17 protein-coding genes are annotated in these 21,059 nt (G+C 37.2%); 11 read left to right on the top strand and 6 right to left on the bottom strand.

Annotation, left to right across the window (positions count from 1 at the left end; all coding sequences use genetic code 11):
* Positions 1-11 precede the first annotated feature (11 nt).
* Genes BCR21_RS16340 through BCR21_RS16350 form a run of 3 tightly spaced genes read right to left on the bottom strand, consistent with a single transcriptional unit; the run spans position 12 to position 4,190 of the window.
* Positions 12-2,180: a transglutaminase-like domain-containing protein gene (locus BCR21_RS16340; protein ID WP_069647532.1), complete on the bottom strand. Its 2,169-nt coding sequence runs from the start codon at positions 2,178-2,180 to the stop codon at positions 12-14.
* A complete protein-coding gene (locus BCR21_RS16345) occupies positions 2,170-3,246 on the bottom strand; it encodes a DUF58 domain-containing protein (protein WP_069647533.1) in 1,077 nt (358 codons plus the stop codon). The genes BCR21_RS16340 and BCR21_RS16345 overlap by 11 nt, the downstream gene beginning before the upstream one ends.
* A 2-nt stretch (positions 3,247-3,248) precedes the next feature.
* Positions 3,249-4,190 carry an AAA family ATPase gene (locus BCR21_RS16350; protein ID WP_069647534.1) on the bottom strand — a complete coding sequence of 314 codons (942 nt, stop codon included), beginning with the start codon at positions 4,188-4,190 and terminating at the stop codon, positions 3,249-3,251.
* A gap of 277 nt (positions 4,191-4,467) precedes the next feature.
* Between BCR21_RS16350 and BCR21_RS16355 the strand changes: the two genes are divergently transcribed.
* Positions 4,468-5,517, top strand: coding sequence for a zinc-binding alcohol dehydrogenase family protein (locus BCR21_RS16355; RefSeq protein WP_069647535.1), 1,050 nt, complete (start codon positions 4,468-4,470; stop codon positions 5,515-5,517).
* A 109-nt stretch (positions 5,518-5,626) separates the two neighbouring features.
* On the opposite strand, the gene BCR21_RS16360 is transcribed toward BCR21_RS16355, so the two are convergent.
* Positions 5,627-7,591 carry a MucBP domain-containing protein gene (locus tag BCR21_RS16360; protein WP_069647536.1) on the bottom strand — a complete coding sequence of 655 codons (1,965 nt, stop codon included), beginning with the start codon at positions 7,589-7,591 and terminating at the stop codon, positions 5,627-5,629.
* Positions 7,592-7,896: 305 nt separating this feature from the next.
* Between BCR21_RS16360 and queG the strand changes: the two genes are divergently transcribed.
* Complete coding sequence (queG, locus tag BCR21_RS16365; protein WP_069647537.1) at positions 7,897-9,042, top strand: tRNA epoxyqueuosine(34) reductase QueG; 1,146 nt, start codon at positions 7,897-7,899, stop codon at positions 9,040-9,042.
* 60 nt (positions 9,043-9,102) lie between these two features.
* Here the strand turns inward: queG and BCR21_RS16370 are convergent, their stop codons facing one another.
* Positions 9,103-9,402: a hypothetical protein gene (locus BCR21_RS16370; RefSeq protein ID WP_069647538.1), complete on the bottom strand. Its 300-nt coding sequence runs from the start codon at positions 9,400-9,402 to the stop codon at positions 9,103-9,105.
* A gap of 229 nt (positions 9,403-9,631) precedes the next feature.
* Here BCR21_RS16370 and BCR21_RS16375 point away from each other — a divergent pair, with 229 nt between their 5' ends.
* The 4 genes from BCR21_RS16375 (at position 9,632) to BCR21_RS16390 (ending at position 12,455) form a co-directional block, all read left to right on the top strand.
* Positions 9,632-10,336: an NAD-dependent protein deacylase gene (locus BCR21_RS16375; protein ID WP_069647539.1), complete on the top strand. Its 705-nt coding sequence runs from the start codon at positions 9,632-9,634 to the stop codon at positions 10,334-10,336.
* Between the two features lie 12 nt (positions 10,337-10,348).
* Complete coding sequence (locus tag BCR21_RS16380) at positions 10,349-11,188, top strand: chorismate mutase (RefSeq protein ID WP_069647540.1); 840 nt, start codon at positions 10,349-10,351, stop codon at positions 11,186-11,188.
* Between the two features lie 21 nt (positions 11,189-11,209).
* A complete protein-coding gene (locus BCR21_RS16385; RefSeq protein WP_069647541.1) occupies positions 11,210-11,728 on the top strand; it encodes a transcription repressor NadR in 519 nt (172 codons plus the stop codon).
* Positions 11,729-11,807: 79 nt separating this feature from the next.
* Complete coding sequence (locus BCR21_RS16390) at positions 11,808-12,455, top strand: hypothetical protein (RefSeq protein ID WP_069647542.1); 648 nt, start codon at positions 11,808-11,810, stop codon at positions 12,453-12,455.
* 83 nt (positions 12,456-12,538) lie between these two features.
* On the opposite strand, the gene BCR21_RS16395 is transcribed toward BCR21_RS16390, so the two are convergent.
* Complete coding sequence (locus BCR21_RS16395; protein WP_069647543.1) at positions 12,539-13,519, bottom strand: L-lactate dehydrogenase; 981 nt, start codon at positions 13,517-13,519, stop codon at positions 12,539-12,541.
* Positions 13,520-13,866: 347 nt separating this feature from the next.
* On the opposite strand from BCR21_RS16395, the gene pth reads away from it, so the two are divergent.
* From pth to BCR21_RS16420, 5 genes are all read left to right on the top strand, one after another.
* Positions 13,867-14,433 (top strand): aminoacyl-tRNA hydrolase, encoded by a 567-nt coding sequence (gene pth / locus BCR21_RS16400; protein ID WP_069647544.1) that lies wholly within the window; start codon positions 13,867-13,869, stop codon positions 14,431-14,433.
* Positions 14,434-14,466: 33 nt separating this feature from the next.
* A complete protein-coding gene (gene mfd / locus BCR21_RS16405; RefSeq protein WP_069647545.1) occupies positions 14,467-18,000 on the top strand; it encodes a transcription-repair coupling factor in 3,534 nt (1,177 codons plus the stop codon).
* Positions 18,001-18,651: 651 nt separating this feature from the next.
* Positions 18,652-20,235, top strand: a complete 1,584-nt coding sequence (locus tag BCR21_RS16410; protein ID WP_069647546.1) for a putative polysaccharide biosynthesis protein — start codon at positions 18,652-18,654, stop codon at positions 20,233-20,235.
* 5 nt (positions 20,236-20,240) lie between these two features.
* Positions 20,241-20,516 (top strand): RNA-binding S4 domain-containing protein, encoded by a 276-nt coding sequence (locus BCR21_RS16415; RefSeq protein ID WP_069647547.1) that lies wholly within the window; start codon positions 20,241-20,243, stop codon positions 20,514-20,516.
* A 62-nt stretch (positions 20,517-20,578) separates the two neighbouring features.
* Positions 20,579-21,040: an FtsB family cell division protein gene (locus BCR21_RS16420; protein WP_069647548.1), complete on the top strand. Its 462-nt coding sequence runs from the start codon at positions 20,579-20,581 to the stop codon at positions 21,038-21,040.
* The last annotated feature ends 19 nt before the right edge of the window (positions 21,041-21,059 follow it).

Below are 21,059 nucleotides of genomic sequence, written 5' to 3' on the forward strand. Positions count from 1 at the left end.
GATTGTTTTTTTTAACGTTCCTTCTTCAAATCCGTCAATAATCGTGCTGTATGCCTCAATAATCCAGCATAATCAGCTACTTTAGGTTTTACACCGCCATACAAAGTTTGCTCATACAATCCCGTCAGCTGAATAAAACTACCGTGAAACTGCGAATACGTATGTTCAAATCGTTTCGCATAAATAATTAAGGGTTCATCAGCTTGACGACACAAAATATGTTCTGCTTTGCGTAACAGTATAGTATAGGCATTGCTAAACTTGTGAGGATATACTTTAAGATACAGGCCAATACGCAGTATGAAAAAGTATTTTTTCAAAAAGAAACTGCAGATCCCAAGTAAAACGATTAGTAAAACCAGTACGATATTACGTAAAACTGGCACCCATTTAGTCAATGCAGAATCCTGTGCATGTTCTTTAGTTGAGCTTTCTGTACTGTTGGACGTAATTTCTGTTGTTTCGTTTGTTTCAGTAGGAGTACTTGTTTCAGCACTGCTGTTTGTAGTTGTGCTTTCGGGCGTAGTGTTGCTAGTAACTGTAGGCTGACTAACATTATTCGTAAAACTAGGCGTCGGTTCAAATGGAATCCAACCATACCCTTCGAAATAAACTTCCGGCCAAGAGTGAGCATCGCTATTTCTAATGGTATATTCTTGATACTCGGAGTTGCTGCTACTCAGAATTTCACCAGGAGCAAATCCTTTTACCCAACGACTAGAAATACCGATCGAACGAAGTAAAATGATCATTGAACTGGAGAAATTATCACAATAGCCAATCTTCGACTCAAAAAGAAAATAATCAACGTAATCTTCATTTTGTGGAGTAAAAGGAGTATCCGTTTTTGAGTAGCGATAATCGCCCTCTTCTTTTAGATAGTGTTCAATCGCTTTGACCTTACCGTAAAGGGTTTCCTGATTTTCCGTTAATGAAAGAGCTAATTCCCGAACACGTTTTGGGGTAGTCATAGGGATTTGTGTCATTTGCACATCTTGAGAAACTTGGTAAGGAACCTGTTTTAGGACTTCTGGTGTAAAACTAGGTTTTTGCCACGCAAGCTTGATAGTATCTGGTGCAGCCAAAAGATTGATGCGCTGTTTATCTTTGAGTTGCTCTGTTTGCCCAATCTCGCTAAGTGGCACTGAGACACGTCCATAAGGATAAGGTAAATATTCTTTTTGATAGTTGAATGATAACGTAATCGTAGTTTCGATATCCGTTGTATCCTGATATTCTGGATTTGTTGAAATGGTCAGTAGTGGCTCATTAGAAACAGAAACTGCTTCTGACGTATTTTTCCAACCCTTTCCAGTAAAATAATTCTTTGTTTCCACACGCCAATAATGTTCGCTTGTTTGTTTCGCTGTAAAAAGAATCAGTTGATCATCTGACAAGGGTCCACCTAATTGGTCATCGTTATCACTAAAACCAGCTTTGGAAGGACCATTCGAGCCGTAGCCTTCAATTTGCCGATAAATCCCTTGGCGATTCATATAATTACGAATGCTTGTGGTCTGAGTGATTAAAAAATTCTGCGATTGAGGAAATACAATAGGGAAAAAATAAGAACCTCCTGCAATCAAAAACAAAACAAAACCACTTAATAGGAACAATCTCCTTTTGTCTTTTCCAGCTAAAGCTAGTGAAGACTGTTTCAATCCATAAAAAAGAATAGCAAAAATTGTGATCAAAATTACCTGAACACCTAAATTTAAATGATTAAAAACTGACAACATAAGCAAGTAACCAATAAGCAACAAACAACCGAGTGCCCAACGTTCGTAACGAATAAAAAGAACACTTAATAGAAGTAACAAAAATAAAATAATAGACAAAGCAAAAAAATCAGGTAGATAATTGGTTTCACCACTAAGCATTTTCGGATAGGTATGTAGCATTTTTTGTAAAAAACTGCCAAACCAAGTAAAACCAAACAGCTTACCCAATGGAAAATAATAATAGAGCGTAAATAAGTAACTAAGAATATAAAATGGAAAAAGAATCAGTTGATTCTTGATGAGCAAGTTCATAAAACAAACGAATGCGAGCATCCCAATAAAAAACAGTGTATTCGCTTGGGCCAAATCATAGACTTTTAAAAAAGGCAGACTAGCCGTTGTTAGTATAAAAAAGCTTAGAAGTGCAAAGGGCCATTTTTCTTTTATTCTACTTCTCAAGAATAGGACCTCCTTTATGGATAGCACTGACTTGATCTTCCCGCTGTAGACAGAGCGCTCCATCAAGAAATGTGATCAGATAGATGTCGTTTTTCTTCTTTAAATCATTTAGTTGTTCAGACAGTTGAGTGGTTTTACTTGGAGCAAAAACCACTAATTTTTTATTTGAAAAAGCGGGTAAACGACATTCTTTTGCCAATGGAGATGCCGTTGCTAGTGTATATTCCTTTGGCGTAGAATCGGGAATCTCAGCAAGAATCGTTTGCTGCAAAGTCCGTTTAGTTTCAACCAAACGGATAAATGAATAGTAAATAGAAAGAAGCTCTTCAAAGTTTTTATGAGGTGAACCATAAAATACGAAATGTGTCTCTGCTTCCGCTTCATGCTCATATTCTTTAATGATCAACTCATTTCTTTTACCAGATTGCTTCCAGTCAACAGAATTTAACGAATCTCCTACCTGATATTTACGGAAATTACGAATCGAGAATGTTTGATTCCCTAAAGGAAAAATGAAATTCGGCATAGATTTCAGTAATTGTTGGTAAATCTGTTCCGCCAAATCCAATTGTAGGGTGGGCATGATTACAATTGGCTCTGATATTGCTAGTTCCGACTGTTTAGAGAACAGTCGAAACAAATCAGAACCAGTTAGTACAAATGAGAGCTGGTGAAAAATTCCTCTTTGTGCAGGAGTCCATTCAAAAGTCAGTTCCTCTTTCTGCCCAGAATAAAGTGTTACGTATTGTTTTTTGACAAATGAATTATTTTTGAGATTAATCATCAGCATGGGCAGTCTCAGTAAAGTTGGACGATAACGAAACATTTCCAGTTTGATGTTATTCGGGCGGTTCGCTTCATATATTGTGCTTTCGATTAATCGAATCTGGATTTTTCTTAAGGATGGAATCATTGTGAGAAAATCGAATAATAACAAAAATGTCAAAAAGAAGAAGAATAGCCAACCTGTTGAAGTATTAAAAATGATCGTATACATAAAAACAGCAACATAAAAAATAGAAATACCTAGAGTTCTTATAAGGTTAGTGATCATGTATCGTTTCATCACTATTTCCTGACCGGAACAGGTACTCGTCTAAGAATTTGACCGAAAATTTCTTGTAGCTGTTCGAACGATGCCGTATGTCCGTCTTTTAATAATAACCGATGCCCAAATGTTGCTGGTAAAATCTGCTGTAGATCACCAGGTGTGACATAATTTCTTCCTTCAGTCAAAGCGAAAGCTTTAGCTGCTCGAATAAAAGCAACTGATCCACGTGGACTGATGCCAAGAGCAATTCCACCATGATTTCGAGTCGCGTGAACCAATTGCAACGCATATTTAGCAACTGCTGAATCAACATAAATATCTTCAACAATTCTTTTTAATTGAGTGATTTCAGAAGCGTCTAAGACTTGTTGTACTGTATTCAATTCGTGGCCTGTTTGATTCAATATCAAGTTTAGTTCATCTGAAAATTCAGGATAGCCGATATGAAGTTTAAATAAAAAACGATCAAGTTGAGCTTCTGGCAAAGGATAAGTTCCTTCATATTCTAGTGGATTTTGCGTAGCCAAGACAAAAAAGTGTTCATCTAATGGATAAGTGTGATTGTCGATCGTGACATGGTTTTCAGATAAGGCTTCTAGTAAAGCAGCTTGAGTTCTAGGCGTGGTCCGATTAATTTCATCTGCTAATAAGACTGTTGTAAATACTGGCCCATGATGAAACTCAAACATTTGAGCAGTTGTATTATAGATAGAGACACCTAAAATGTCACTAGGAAGTAGATCTGGTGTAAATTGAATTCTGTTAAATTTACCATGAGTGGCTTTGGCCAAAGTTTTTACCATCATTGTTTTTCCAACACCAGGAATATCTTCAAATAAAACATGTCCACCTGCTAAGAAAGCGGCAACAGTTAATTGGAGGACTTCGCGTTTTCCTAAGATAACTTTTTCCATTTCATTAATGAGCAAAGTGATTTTTCTGTGAGCTGATTCGATCATATTGTGTATTCTCCTTATTTAAAAGCCGAATGGACTGGTTGCAAACCAATCAGCGAAGTTAGATAACATGTGTATTTATTTTATTGTATAGATAACAGTAGTCCAGTGCAAGATGCCATAAGAGTTTCTTAAGATAATGATAAAATCGATAAGACTGAAATTTTCCCTTATGGAATTATATTTATAGGGAAGAATGGATTCTACAAGACAAATAAATTTCAATCTTAAAAGAATGGGTTCATACTAATCATTAAAGAAGTAACGGGAGGCAAAACAAATGGATGAAAATAAACGAATGAAGGTAGTCGGTTTTTTTGAAGGACTCCCTATTGAAAATGAAGCTAGTTTTATAGACGGATATAAGCAAATTCCGATCCCTGGTCCACAAGATATTCTTGTAAAGGTCAAAGCTGTTTCCGTAAACCCTGTAGATACAAAAGTAAGACAAACCACAAGAAAGCAAAATCAATTAAACATTTTAGGATTCGATGGAGTTGGAGAAGTCGTTTCTGTGGGGAAAAACGTTAAGAAGTTTACTATAGGTGACCGTATTTTTTATGCAGGGACAACAAAACGTGCAGGTAGCAATCAAGAATTTCAATTAGTAAACGAGGAAATCGCAGCTTTAGCACCTAGTAATTTAAGCGATGAAGAAGCAGTCTCTTTACCCTTAACGGCATTGACAGCTTATGAATTATTGTTTGAAAAATTCGGTTTGATTCCCAAAGAAAATGCTAATCAAGGGAAAACAATTTTAGTGATCAATGGAGCAGGTGGCGTAGGGTCAATTTTAAATCAACTTGCTCATTGGACAGGGATGACCGTTTTTGCTACAGCTAGTCAAGCAAATTTTGACTGGTTAAAAACAATCGGCGTAGATCATCCTCTTGATTACCATCATGATCTTAAACATGACTTAGCAAAAACAGGTACGCACACAGTTGACTATGCTGCAGTTTTATTCAATATTATGCCGTATTTTGATACAGTAGCGGATCTGATCAATCCTTTTGGGCATATCGGGACGATCGTTGGTTTGGATGAAAAACTAGATATCAGCTATCTGAAAAATAAGTCTGTTAGCTTTGATTGGGAGTATATGTTTGCGAAAACTGATTTTGATTATCGAATCGAAACCCAAGGAGAAGCACTCGCCGTAATCAGTCATCTTGCAGAAACTGGGAAAATAGTAGCGACTGTGGGAAAAACATATTCAAATGGAATCAATGCAGCTAATTTAAAAAAAGCCACAGCAGATGTCGAAGCCGGGCATATGAGAGGAAAAGTTGTTGTCAGTGGTCCGTTTAACGGAGTGCCGGAAAGGTAAGAATAGTTGAAAGCATCTTCAAGTTCATCAGAATAATCAAAAAACACAAGAGTAAGGCAAAAGCGTTTTATCACTTTCGTCTACTCTTGTGTTTTTGATTACAACGCGTTTATTTTTCTTGTTTTACTTTTTTTAATACATACTGATAGTTAACGAATCCGATAATAACAAGACCAAGGACTAACCAAGCATAGCTTGATTGTTCACCAGTATCAGGAAGTTTCTTTTTAGCTGAAGCATTTGAACTCATGCCTGTTTTTGGTGTTTGGCTGTTATTGCTAGAAGAATTAGTTACTTGATCAGATGAACCGTTTGTTCCTGTATTATTTGTTGTTTTTTCAGTATTAGAAGTAGTCGTTTCAGAAGAATCAGTAGATGTAGTAGGATCTGTTTTATCTTCATCTTTGGTATAAATATAAGTTACTTCTTGTTTTTCTGTGGCAAATACCCCTGTTGTATTGCCTTTGACTTCTTTAAATGTGTAGCCTTTGAATTCAAGTTGCTCTGTTGTAAAAGGTTTTCCAACTATGTCAGTTTGTTCTATCTTATTCATCTTTTTTCCGTTTGTATCAACATAATAAGCAGTCACTGTGCCTTTAATCTCAATGATCGGAGCAGATTTCTTTTTATACACAAATGTTACAGTTTGTTCTTGATCAGTGAAATTGCCAGATGCATTATTAGGCATTTCTGTTAGCTCATAATCAGGAATGTCCGGAGCCGCGATATCGAACGCTTGCCCAACCAAACCTGAACGAGTTTCGCTAGGTAGTAATTTATTTCCATCAGTATCTTGATAGTGAATCATTACGGGTTCGCCGTCATTAAGGACATTGAATTGGTGCAAATAAGTCCCTGATGATATAGCATAAAATGCAAAGCCTGGTGGTTGAGCGTATGATCCAGCCGGATTATTTAAACGAGCATTATATTCAAAGGTAGAGAGATTTGCAAATTCATCCTCTGTTACGCCGGAAATCGTGATTCCTTGATCTGTGATTTGTAAACGACTCGCAGGCAATTGTGTCCCGTTAAAATCAAGATAGGTGTTGCTGGCAGAATTTGATGTTGTAAATGGTGGAACATGACCATCAAAGTTTGTTAGTCTGTTTGGCATCATGGAAAAAGGGATGAATAACGTTTCTTGGTCAAAATCATAATCAAGGGAAGAACGACCTATTGTAGTAGGTAGATCATTTCGTCCTGTATTTTGTCCAAATGCCGCTAGATCGTTAAGAACAGGGAACTCTTTGATTACAGTGAAATCTGTGATTCCGCAAAACTGAACAGAAAGTGATTTTAGATTAGGTAGAGCTGTAAACGGCGCAATGGTCGTAATGTTCATATTTGAATCCATGTAAATCCTTGTTAAGGATGTTAATTGAGCAATTTTAGGTAAGATTGTGTCATCGATACTTGTTGAACCTAAACTCAGATTTGTAATGCCAATATTTTTACTTAAATCAGGAAAGTTAGCACTGGTTAAACTTTTTGTTTGCAGCGTAACATAGGTTAAAGAAGTTAGTTGCTCTAACGGACTAAAATCAGTTATATTATTTGTTGTATTCATATAAATAGAATTTAGATTTGTTGCATGCTCTAATCCTGAAAGAGAGCTGATTTGAGCAGAATTAAGAGAAAGATTCGTTAGACGATCCATGTCTGCTTGTGTCAACTCGCTATCAGCAGGTAAACCTAGCGTCGATAAAATCGTTTGTTTTAAAATCGGATCTGCAATAGTAATAGTATCAGCTCTCGGAGCAATCATAGCGGCAGGTGCATCTTCAGTAGTGGTATCTGTCGTTGAAATCGGTGTTTCATTTTCAGTTGAAGTACTTATTGCTGGACTCTCTTGTGGGACAGGACTTTCAAGACTGCTAGAAGATTCAAGTGTTGTTTCTGACATTTCGGTACTTTCTTGTGTTTGAGAAGGAGTTGTTTGCTCAGTTGCGAGCGTATTATCTTCGGCAAAAACAAAGGATGAAGAGAGAATAGTCGGTGCTAATAGAGTAAGTAACATGACTGTGTGGATCGTTGTTTTCTTATGTAGTGGTACAATGGTTCGATTTTTCATATGTAATCCCTCCGTGGTTTATAATAAAGTGTGTGATGATGATAAAAGAATATTATCACAAATCATTTTATCATAAAAATGCCGAAAAAATTAAATTATTTTTTAAAAAATGAATAATTTTTATTATAAAAATGACATTTTCAACATTTTTATAATAAAAAAATCGTATTTTTAGAGTTGAAAGCAAAAAGATGACAAGTTTTTAATAGGTAGATTATAATAAAATGAATTATTGGATAGCGAAGCCGCTATTTTAAGTCGAAGCTGAACAAGGTTATTCAGCTTTTAAAATAAGGAGTATACCGATGACATTAAAACAAAAAATTATAGAAGAAAGTAAACGTTTAGGAATCGATAAGATAGGTTTTGCTTCAGCTGAACCATTTTATGAATTAGAGGATTCGTTGAAAGAACAAAGAAAGCTCGGCTATAACTCGGGTTTTGAGCATCAAGTGATCGAAGAACGGATTTATCCAGAAAAGACTTTTGAAAATCCTAAAACGATTATTTCTATTGCATTGGCCTATCCAACGAAAATCGGAGGGAAAGTACCGAGAGATGAAAAACGCGGGATGTTTGCCAGAGCTTCATGGGGAATCGATTATCATGATGTTTTACGCGATCGATTATCAAAATTGATTGATTTTATTCACTCACAAGCCCAAAGTTTAGAGGAATCTGGTGAATGGCGGTTTGCCCCTCAAGTTGATACTGGGGAATTAGTTGATGTCGCAGTTGCCCAACGTGCAGGCTTAGGGTTTATTGGAAGAAATGGTTTGTTGATCACAGAAGAGTTTGGTTCGTTTGTTTATTTAGGAGAAATCGTAACCAACATCGATTTTGAAGTAGATGAACCTGTGCCTTTTGGCTGTGGGGATTGTACTCGTTGTGTTACGGCGTGTCCTACGCAAGCACTTTTAGGTAATGGCAGTATGAATGCTAAAAAATGTTTATCCTATCAAACACAAACCAAAGATATGATGCCAGAAGAATACCGGAGAAAAATGCATAACGTAATCTATGGCTGTGATATTTGTCAGTTGGTCTGTCCTTATAACAGAGGAAAAGATTTTCATTTTCATAAAGAAATGGAGCCTGAGGTGGATACTGTTTACCCTAAGTTAAAGCCGATGCTGAGTATGTCAAACAAAGAATTTAAAACGCAATTCGGACATTTGTCAGGTTCTTGGCGGGGAAAAAAACCATTGCAAAGAAATGCCTTGATTGCATTAGCGAATTTGGGTGATCGTAGTGCATTGCCAGAAATTTTAGTTTGTGCAAAAGAGGATGTTCGTCCTGTAATCAGAGGAACAGCTGCTTGGGCGATCGGTAAATTAGGAAATAAAGAAGCGGAAAAATGGATCGATGTTTTAACTGAGTTGTTGGAAGTAGAGCCAGAAACAGAAGTGCTTAAGGAAATACAGAATGCCATCAAACAATTGAAAAAATAATAAAGAAAAAGCGCTGAAAAGAACATCTCTTCAGTGCTTTTTGATATTAAAATAATAAAACTAAGCTTTAGCAGCTTCTTTAGGTTCGCGGCCTAAAATAGCTTGTAAGACTGTTAAGACACCATATGAAGCTAAAATTGCGTAAATCAAGCTAGAGTAGGTTGAAATATCAAAATCCCACGTTTTGTAAATAACTAAAACAATTGCTAAAACAATAGCTGCAAGAACATTCAAGAATGCGAACGCCCATAGATTTCCGTTTTCTTTACGTGAAAGATAATAGATCGAAAACCATAAACTTAATACGCCCCAAGCGATGCAGACTAAAATAGCTGCCCAATAAATAATAAATGCTACCACGAAGTTTCACCTCACTTTTATACATTAAGTATTCTATCACGTTCTCTTTTGTTTGTCATGAAAAGACAGTGAAAAACCTGACATTCTTAAAAGCTTCTCACTTGTTTTTGGCCGTTCGTAAGTAGCATTTCAATTGAGTAGAATAAAGTATTTCTTTTTTATTTTATGCGAATATTTTTTCTCTCTGCTCATCATATACGCTATAATAGACCTATTGGGAGATGAAAATATGCAAAAGATTGATGAAAAAAACGCCGTAAGCCTGATTGAGCAAGCCGAAAAGATCACATTCTTAACTGGTGCTGGCGTTTCGACCGCTTCTGGTGTTCCTGATTATCGCTCGCTGTCTGGAATATATCATGGCATCGAACGCCCAGAATATTTGCTAAGTCATTCTTGTATGCTTGAAGAACCAGAGAAATTTTATTCATTTGTGCAAACTTTATATCATCCACAGGCAAAACCAAATAGTATCCATATGAAAATGGCAGAATTGGAAAAAATAAAAGACACATGGGTCATTTCGCAAAATGTAGATGGGCTTCATGCTGCAGCAGGATCGCAACGCTTAGTTAATTTTCATGGGGATTTGTATGATTGCTATTGCAGAAAGTGTGGACAAAAAGTTTCAGCGAAGACGTATTTACTATCTGATCGTCATGATCAATGCGGTGGTCAAATCCGTCCAAATATCGTATTGTATGAAGAAGGTTTAGACGAACAAGCAATTGCTGTATCGATTGAAGCCGTGGCTGAAGCGGAACTGATCGTTATTGTAGGCACTACTTTCCAAGTACATCCATTTTGTGACTTGATTCATTATGCAACAGATACCGCAAAAATCTTAGTGATCAACCAAACTGCGGTTCAATTAAATAGAGAGTCTTACTTTTTTAAACAAGATGCAGTGAAGGTCTTTGAAAATATTTTATAGAGGAGTTTTTTTATGGAAGAAATTAAATCAGAACGACAAAAAATGATCGATGGTGAACTTTATTTTGCAGGTGACCCAGAACTTGCAACAGCCCGCAAGTTTGCGAGAGAACAAATGAAGTTGATCAACAAAGAAGAAGACAGCCACATTCGCCGTCAATTAGTAGAAGAGACATTTGGAACAGTAGGAACAGGCAGCTATATTGAACCGTCGATTAGCTTTGATTACGGATTTAATATTCATGTAGGGAAAAATTTCTATGCTAATTTTAACAGTATTTTTCTAGATATATGTCCGATTACGATCGGTGATAACTGTATGTTCGGACCAAACGCTCAATTATATGCAGCAACGCATCCGTTACATCCCGTTAAACGAAATAGTGGTTTGGAATACGGTAAGCCTATTACCATCGGTGATAATGTTTGGCTGGGTGGTGGTGTTGTAATCACGCCGGGTGTGACTTTAGGAAATAATGTCGTGGTAGCAGCAGGTTCGGTTGTCACAAAATCATTTCCGGACAATTGTGTGATCGGCGGAAATCCTGCGAAAATCATCAAGGAAATAGAACTAGATGAAAAACGGTCACCACTCACGATTCAGCGCGATAAAATCAATGCGCTAGACAAACAAATTGTTGCTTTATTAGAAGAGCGCATGGATGTAGTTGAAGCAATCGCTACAATCAAAAAAACATCAGAACAGCCAATATTAGATATTTCAAGAGAGCAAGAAGTTTTAGCAAAAATCGACACATATATTGAGAACGATCAATACAAAGAAACAATCAAGGAAACGTATCAAGGGATCATGGACGCTTCGAAAAGGTTCCAGCAAAAGCAAATGGATTAAGAGGCAACAGGAGGAAATTGGATGGATGGTATTAAAAGACGAGAAGCAATTTTACTCGAATTAGAATCAGCAGATAAACCAATCAGTGCCAGTCGTTTTGCAAAAGAATTCAAAGTTAGCCGCCAAATCGTGGTTGGAGATGTGGCGCTGTTAAGGGCAGCAGGTTACGAAATTATCGCAACAGCTAGAGGCTATTTGCTTGAGTCTGAAAAAGACAAACAAGGCGTTGTCAGAAAAATAGCTTGCCAGCATATGCCACAGCAAACCGAAGACGAACTACTAACAATCGTTTCTCTAGGTGGCGAAGTGCTAGATGTGGTGGTCGAACATCCGATTTATGGTGAATTAACAGGAGGCCTGCATATTCACACGGAAAAAGAAGTGAAAGAGTTTGTTAAAGCCTATGAAAAAAGCAGGGCTTCGTTATTATCTGAGTTGACCGGTGGAATTCATTTGCATACGATTCGTTGTGAAAATGAAGACACCCTTAACCGTATCAAAGAAGCATTAGCACAAAAAGGAATTTTGTATAAAGGTTAATGATAGAAGCCGGCTTTTTTCTCGCCATTTATTTTTGGTTTAGAGTGTGCAAAGAAAAAGCAAGGAGGCAGTAAAAATCATGAAAAAGGCTATAATAATTTGTTTAGGAATGTTTTTGTTATTGGCGGGGTGTTCAAATGGTAAAACGAAAGAAACTCTTGCTAGTTCAAGTGAAGGCAATGCAAGTAGTAACAGTTTAGTTAGTGAATCTAAATCCCAAAGCACAAGTAATTCTGCTCAAGCTACAACAAGTAAAACAGCAGAGCACTTAAATTCTCAAGAAACATCAACATCAGATGGAAATAGAGAATATCCATATGAAGTGTCACTAAATGAACTAAAATCAGAAGGTGCATTTACAAGAAATGGGATGAATATTCCTCAAAGAATCGAATTGACATTTGAAGAGGATACTCAAGGAATAGCGTCTTTTATCAATACAGGACCAGAACGAGAGTATGTGACGAGCTTTGCAATTTCTTATCAGTCCATTCCTACCAAAGCAATCCGTATTTTTTCGGCAGAGACGAATGAAATACGTACCGTGTATGTGAACACAGAGTTAGTGTTAGGCAATCGATTGTCCAGTGATCAAGGTCGTGATATGTCTGGCAATCTATATGTTTTCATTAATAAAAGCGGCAACTTATCATTAGCAACACCGAATTATGCTGGAAATGTTGAGACAAAAGACTTCGATATTATGTTAGAGTATTTACCAAAATAAGTAGAGAAAATAAAATAGACCCATAAAAAAAGCTTTATCAGAAATCAAAATGACTTCTGATAAAGCTTTTCAACTGTCTTTTTTTAATTATCTTCTGCTTCAAATTTCTCAAAAGCAGATTTAATGACTTCCTTCAGTGCGTTAGCAGAAGCATTCATGCGATCCATTTCAGAATCTGTCAATGGAATTTCAATGACTTGTTTGATTCCTTGACGATTGATTACAGCAGGTGCGCCGATGTAAATATCATTTTGTCCATACTCACCATCTAAATAAACAGATAGCGGGAAGACAGAATCTTCATCGTCTAAAATTGCTTTTGTAATTCGAGCTAAGGCAGCAGCAATTCCGTAGAATGTCGCACCTTTTTTCTCGATGATTGAATAAGCAGCATCTCTTACATTGAAGAATAAGTTGACCATTGCTTCCTCATCTACATCGGGGTTGTTTTTGACCCATTCATAAATTTGTAAGCCAGCAACATTGGCATGAGACCAAACTGGAAATTCGGTATCTCCGTGTTCGCCTAAGATATAAGCATGGACATTACGAGCATCTACGTGAACTAATTCAGCGATTGCTTGACGGAAACGGGCTGAGTCAAGAGAGGTCCCAGAACCGATAACGCGTTCTTTTGGAAATCCTGAGAATTTCCATGTAGAATAAGTTAAAATATCAACTGGGTTAGCAGCGACTAAGAAAATGCCGTTAAAGCCAGAATCAACGATTGCAGTGACGATTTGTTTGTTGATCTTTAAGTTTTTATGAACTAAATCGATTCTTGTTTCACCAGGTTTTTGTGCGGCTCCAGCCGTCAATACGACAAGATCAGCATCATGACAATCGTCATAAGTGGCCGCATAAATCTTTTTAGGAGAAGTAAAGGCTAATGCATGAGATAAATCAGCCGCATCTCCTTCGGTTTTCTTTGTATCTATATCAATAATACCAACTTCTTGAGCAATATTTTGAGTGACTAAGGCAAAAGCATAACTAGATCCGACAGCGCCATCTCCAACTAAAATTACTTTTTGGTGGTCTTTGTTCCCAACTGCTGCAGTCATGTGTATCATTCCTTTCAGATAATTGTTTTATCACAATGATAATACCACCGTTTGTGAGGTTTGTCACGTTTTTTGTTTATATAAATTAATACAGTTTTTAGGGGTGTTTCATAAGAAAACTCTTTCATGTGCGGTATTTCACTATTTGCGATTTTGCTGATTTTTTTTATCTTTAAAGAATTAAATCAAGCTTATGGCTTTTTTAAGAATTTAAATGAGCCGGCAATCGTGTGTTTTATGGTATAATTATAAAAAACTGGGCAAGGGATTCTCCTGCCCAGATATTTTGTGTTGGAGAATGAATAAATGGTGGTAAAAGAGCACCTCTTTAAGGAGAATATAAATAGATGAAAATGATCGTTGGATTAGGTAATCCTGGAAGTAAATATCAAGAAACAAAACATAATATCGGGTTTATTACTGTAGATGAAATCGCTCACCGATACAATGCAACCTTTAATAGAAGTCAATTTGAAGCAGATATTGCTGAATTTTTTATAGGAACAGAAAAAATTATGTTGGTCAAACCACTTACGTTTATGAATGAGTCTGGCCGTTCAGTAGGTCCTTTAATGACCTATTATGGTGTAGAAGATGAGGACTTGATCGTTATTTATGATGATCTAGATTTGGAAATAGGTAAGATCCGTTTGCGTGGAAAAGGTAGTGCTGGTGGCCATAATGGTATTAAGAGCTTGATTTCGCATTTAGGAACAAATGTGTTTCCAAGAATCAAGATTGGCATTGGTCGTCCTATCGGCAGTAACACAGTTATCCATCATGTATTGACTGGTTTTCCTAAAGAAAAACATGAGGAGATTTTATTAGCAGTGAAAAGCGCAGCTGATGCCGCAATTTATGCATGTGAAGGACATACGTTTGTTGATACGATGAATCAATTTAATGGAAAATAAGAAAAATAGAACGTATAGAAGGAGGAGCCCGTTTTGAACATCATTGAACGAATTGGTGCAAGTGAACTAGCCCGAGAGTGGCAAAAGCAACTAACAGGAAATACGCGCCAACTGATTACAGGTTTAGCCGGCTCTGCTAAAACACTGGTCATGACGAGTGGCTACAAAGAAAAAAACAAAAAAATCGTCGTAGCTGTTCCAAATCTTTATTATGGAAACCAGCTAGTTGAAGATTTTCGTAATATTTTATCAGATGAAGAAGTGTATATATTTCCTGTAGATGAAGTATTGTCTGCTGAAATGGCTTTTTCTTCACCAGAAGCTAGAGCAGAGAGAGTTGCGGCACTTAATTTTCTTTTAACAGATCAAGCGGGGATCATCGTTGTTCCTGTAGCAGGTCTAAGAAAATATTTGCCAAGTAAACAAACGTGGAAACAAGCACAGCTTTACTGGGAAATTGGCGGAGAAATTGAACTGGATACATTGGCACAACAACTAGTTTTGATGGGATATGAGCGCCAATCTTTAGTTGGCAAGCCTGGTGATTTTAGTATTCGGGGCAGTATTGTCGATGTCTATCCGTTAAATTCTGAATATCCAGTCAGAGCAGAATTATTCGATATTGAAATTGATTCTCTACGTTATTTTGAAGCAGATACCCAACGCTCTGTAGAAGCAATTGAATCTGTGATGCTTTCACCAATGACTGATCTTGTCTTTTCAAAAGAAGACTTGATTCATGGTGAAAAAGAATTGAGCAAAGCGTTAGAAAAAAGAGTAGCGATTGCTAAAGATACTGCTGAAAAAGACTTTCTTCAGGATTACTTTGGTCAGTTAGCGACCTCGTGGAGTCAAGGAATTCCTACAGACACAGCGCATTACTATACAGACCTTTTATATGAAATAAAAACAACGTTGCTGGATTATATTGGAGAAGACAGTTTAGTCTTTGTGGATGATTATGCGCGGATTTTAGAAGCCGAACGTGAAATTATTCGTGAGGAAAATGAGTGGCAAGTGCTTAAATTAGAAGAAATGCGTGTTTTTCCAGAGCAAACATTTGGCTTGGAGTTTCATGAGCAAGTAAGGAAAATGACCTTTTCGACAACGTTCTTTTCATTATTCCAAAAAGGAATGGGCAATCTACGTTTTCAAGCAATTCATAATTTTCAGTATCGTTCAATGCAACAGTTTTTCGGTCAAATGCCGTTACTAAAAACGGAAATGGATCGCTGGCAAAAACAAGATCAAACTGTTGTGGTTTTTGTACCGACGAAAGAACGCAGTCAAAAAGTCGAAGAGCTGTTTCGTGATTTTGATATTTCAAGTGTGACCGTTTCTGCTGATAAATTAATAGAAGGAAAAATTCAAATCGTTGAAGGTTCGTTGCAATCCGGGTTTGAATTACCTGTAGAAAAAATCGTAGCCATCACGGAAAAAGAAATTTTCCATACCACAACGAAAAAAAGAGCACGCCGCCAAACCGTTTCAAATGCAGAACGCTTAAAAAGTTATAGTGATCTAAAAAATGGGGATTATGTCGTTCATGCGAATCACGGTATCGGTAAATATATTGGGATGCAAACGCTAGAAGTTGATGGCGTTCACCAAGATTACATCACGATTTTATATCAAAATGATGATAAGCTATTTATTCCAGTCACACAACTCAACCTGATCCAGAAGTTCGTAGCGTCTGAAGCGAAATCGCCTAAAGTTAACAAATTAGGTGGTAGTGAATGGAGCAAAACCAAGCGTAAAGTGTCTTCTAAAATCGAAGATATCGCAGACGATTTAATCCAGCTTTACGCCTCAAGAGAATCTGAAAAAGGCTATGCTTTTCCGCCGGACGATGCTTACCAAAAAGAATTTGAAGATGCCTTTCCTTATAGTGAAACTGACGATCAGTTGCGTAGCACGGCTGAGATCAAACATGATATGGAAAAAACACGACCAATGGATCGATTGCTGGTCGGTGATGTGGGCTACGGAAAAACAGAAGTAGCGTTACGTGCTGCATTCAAAGCAATCAACAATAATAAACAAGTGGCTTTTTTAGTTCCGACAACGATTTTAGCACAGCAACATTACGAGACTATGTTGGACCGATTTGAAGGGTTTCCTGTCGAAGTAGGCTTGTTGAGTCGTTTTAGAACGAAAAAGCAACAAAGTGAAACAATCGAAAAAATCAAACATGGACAAGTGGATATCGTAGTTGGAACTCACCGTTTGCTTTCTCAAGATGTGAATTTTAGTGATCTTGGGTTGTTGGTAATTGACGAAGAACAACGTTTTGGTGTAAAACACAAAGAGCGTTTGAAACAATTACGAGCACAAGTAGATGTTTTAACACTGACTGCAACACCGATTCCTAGAACATTGCATATGTCGATGCTTGGCGTACGTGATCTTTCAGTCATTGAAACACCACCAGAAAATCGTTATCCTATCCAAACGTATGTCATGGAAAATAATCCAGGTGCAATCAGAGAAGCAATCGAAAGAGAAATGGCTCGCGATGGGCAAGTTTTTTATCTTTATAATCGAGTTGACACCATCGAGCAAAAAGTTGAAGAAATTCAAGCGCTGGTTCCAGATGCCAGAATTGCATACGCGCATGGTCAGATGACTGAAGTTCAATTAGAAAATACCTTATTTGATTTTATTGAACGGCAATACGATGTTTTGGTTACAACAACGATCATTGAGACAGGTGTTGATATTCCAAATGCCAATACCCTTTTTGTAGAAAATGCCGATTATATGGGCTTATCTACATTGTATCAATTACGTGGCCGGGTTGGTCGGAGTAACCGTGTCGCATATGCTTATTTCATGTATGAACAACAGAAAATTTTAAATGAAGTCAGCGAAAAGCGTTTAGAAGCAATCAAAGATTTTACAGAACTAGGTTCTGGATTTAAAATTGCGATGCGTGATTTATCCATTCGTGGTGCTGGAAATCTATTAGGCGCGCAACAACATGGCTTTATCGACTCTGTCGGTTTTGATATGTACTCACAAATGCTTTCAGAAGCAGTTGCCCGTAAACAAGGAAAAAATATCCAAGATCAAAAAACATCTGTTGAGATCGACTTGGGTATTGATGCTTATTTACCAACGAGCTATATTTCAGATGAGCGTCAAAAAATTGAGATTTATAAACGAATTCGTCAGTTAGAAAATATGGATATGTATGATGAACTAGAAGCAGATCTGCTTGATCGATTTGGAGAATACCCAGATGAAGTGGCTCATTTATTAACGACAGGTCAAATCAAAATGGATGGCGACCGTGCCTTAGTTGAAACAATCCGTAAGAGACAGCAGGAAATTACCTTTACTTTGAGTAAAATAGGTACGAAGACTTATAATGTCGAACAGATATTTGAGGCACTATCTCAGACTCAACTAAAAGCGGATCTCGCTGTAGATAATGAAAAAATGTCCGTTCGTTTAAAAGTGCCTAAAAGTATGAAAGAAGCTGCTTGGTTGCAGGAAGTAGCGCTGTTTACCACAGCATTGAGACAAGAAAAATATAAGACTACGGCTGTTGAGACAGAATAAAAAAGACGGGTTTATTCAGATTTTAAACTATCTAGCTTCACGAGCTAACCTCTCGGAAAAAAGATAAAAATAGAGTGAGGTAAAAAGCACCTCAATCGATTTTTCCTATTTTTCAGTCGAGGTTAAACGAGCTCGTTACGCTTTTAAACTTATCTAGCTTCACGAGCTAACCTCTCGGAAAAAAGATAAAAATAGAGTGAGGTAAAAAGCACCTCAATCGATTTTTCCTATTTTTCAGTCGAGGTTAAACGAGCTCGTTACGCTTTTAAACTTATCTAGCTTCACGAGCTAACCTCTCGGAAAAAAGATAAAAATAGAGTGAGGTAAAAAGCACCTCAATCGATTTTTCCTATTTTTCAGTCGAGGTTAAACGAGCTCGTTACGCTTTTAAACTTATCTAGCTTCACGAGCTAACCTCTCGGAAAAAAGATAAAAATAGAGTGAGGTAAAAAGCACCTCAATCGATTTTTCCTATTTTTCAGTCGAGGTTAAACGAGCTCGTTACGCTTTTAAACTTATCTAGCTTCACGAGCTAGCTCTTCGGAAAAAAGATAAAATATGAATGAGGTAAAGAGCACCTCAGTCCTATTTTCTTATTTTTCTGTCAGAGCTGAACGAGCTCATTCAGCTTTTAAAATAGGAGGTCAACGAATGGCACACAAGGAAATGCGGTCAATGATGCAAGGTGCAGCTATTCTAACCATTGCATCGTTTATTGCCAAAGTGCTGAGTGCGGTTTACCGGGTGCCTTTTCAAAACTTAGTTGGTGATGAAGGGTTCTATGTTTACCAACAGGTTTATCCAATTTATGGTATTGCCATGACCTTAGGATTGTCGGGGCTGCCTCAGTTTATTTCGAAAGTCGTAGCAGAACAATCAGACATTAGTGAACAGAAAAAAGTTTTGCAAAAACTCTTTCCCTTTGTCTTTATGATTGCTGTTTTATGTTGGGCGTTTTTCTTTTTGGGGAGTCATGAAATTGCCTTTATGATGGGAGATTATCGATTAGCCTCTTTGATTCAAGTTGTTTCTTTTACATTCTTGTTAGTGCCGATCTTGTCATTTTACAGAGGGAATTTTCAAGGACACCTATTGATGGTTCCAAGTGCCGTTTCTCAAGTGATGGAGCAAATTGTTCGAGTGGGTGTGATTTTGGTTGCAGCCTACTCTTTTAGCCGCTTTGGCTGGTCTGTTTATCAGACAGGGACGATTGCAATGGGCGGGGCTTTGTTAGGTGGTCTTGTTGCTGCAGGGATTCTTTGGTATTACGATCGGAAAATTCGTGTAGGAAGTTCAGCTTATCTGACGCAATGGAAAGTTGAAAAAGGTTCCAGAAAGTTATTTGGACGTTTAATGGTAGAAGGTGGGATCGTATCTTTATATAGTGCTTTTCTGATTTTCTTTCAATTAATTGATTCTTTTCTGGTTAAAAATTCCTTGGTTGCATCAGGAATTAGTGATTCTGCAGCTAAAATCGATAAAGGGGTCTATGATCGCGGTCAGCCTCTCGTTCAATTAGGCTTAGTTGTTGCGTTAGCGTTAAGTTCAAGTTTTTTACCAGCGCTGACAAAATATTTCATGAGCCAAGAAAAGGGGCGGTTCTTGCAAGCGGCTAAAATATTTTTACGCTTGACAACAACCATTGCCGCAGCCGCTTCGATAGGTCTAACACTGTTATTGCCGTATATAAACTTTGCTTTATTTAAAGATTATAAGGGGAATGGTGTTCTAGGTGTATACGTTTGTTCGATTGCCTTTATGGCAGTAATTCAAGCCTACCAGAGTATTTTACAAAGCCGGAATCAATTTTTCACGTCGATATTTTCGGCTGGGATCGGTTTGTTGGTCAAGCTGTTCTTAACAAGCTCTTTGACCTATACTTTTGGAACAATGGGTGCAAGTGTTTCAACAATCGCAGGCTTAGTGGCCACCTTATTTTTACTGATACTTTTTTCAAAAAAAGAGATCAATCGTTTTGTTGTAGAAAATCATTTCTTTAGAAAATTAACGATTAGTTTAGGAACGATGGGATTTGTGTTACTCTGTTATCAAGGCGGTATTGCAATTTTATTAGGAACTATCGAGCATCGTGGACAAGCGTTGATCATTGCAATAATAGGTGTTTTAATTGGCGGGGCAACATTTATTATTATTATTATTAAAATAAAGTTATTTACAATTCGGGAATGGCTGACATTACCGTTTGGAGCGAAAATACTAAGAATGAAGAGGTAAGGTTTATGCGTTTAGACAAATTTTTAAAAGTTTCACGTATTATTAAAAGAAGACCTGTAGCCAAAGAAGTTGCAGATAAAGGTCGGATTCAAATCAATGGTATCTTGGCAAAATCATCAAGTAACGTAAAAATCGGTGACCAAGTGAAGATCCAATTTGGTAATAAAATCTTAGAAATCGAAGTGCTTGAACTTCGTGATTCAACGAAAAAAGAAGATGCAGAAAAGATGTATCAGATTGTTTCAGAGAAAAGAGTCGAAAATAGTGATAATTTAGATTAGACAAGCTTCTTAGATGTTGGTATAATAAGACAGACAAACCAAAAACGAGTGGAGCGTAAGACATGGGAAAAAAGAAAAAAGACATGGACAAAGTTGCTGCATTAGATAATGAGTATACAAAAGAACAGTATGCCGAATTTCAAAAACAGCAAAAGCAGTTGATTTTCAGGCGCCGCCGTCTGGCAGTTGTTTTTCTCGTAGCGTTTGTGATTTTTATCGTTTCAGGTATCCAGCTAGTGAAAGACTATCAGCAACTGAGTGCTTTTAAAACACAGCAAGCTGAAGCTGTAGCTGAGTCGGCAGAAGCAGATAAGAAGTTAAATCGTTTAGAACAAGATGTTGCTCTTTTAAGAGATGACGATTACGTGGCGAAGTTGGCCCGCAGCCGTTATTATGTTTCTAAAGAAGGCGAACAAATCTACAACATTCCAGAGTTAGGCGGAACGACTAGCTCTAGTAATGAACAAAAATCATCAGATAGTCAATCACAGTCTCATTCATCTGAAAAACAATCAGGCGAATAACTGCAGATATAATAGGGTA

This window comes from Enterococcus ureasiticus, from assembly GCF_001730285.1.
Taxonomy (GTDB): Bacteria; Bacillota; Bacilli; order Lactobacillales; family Enterococcaceae; genus Enterococcus_L; species Enterococcus_L ureasiticus.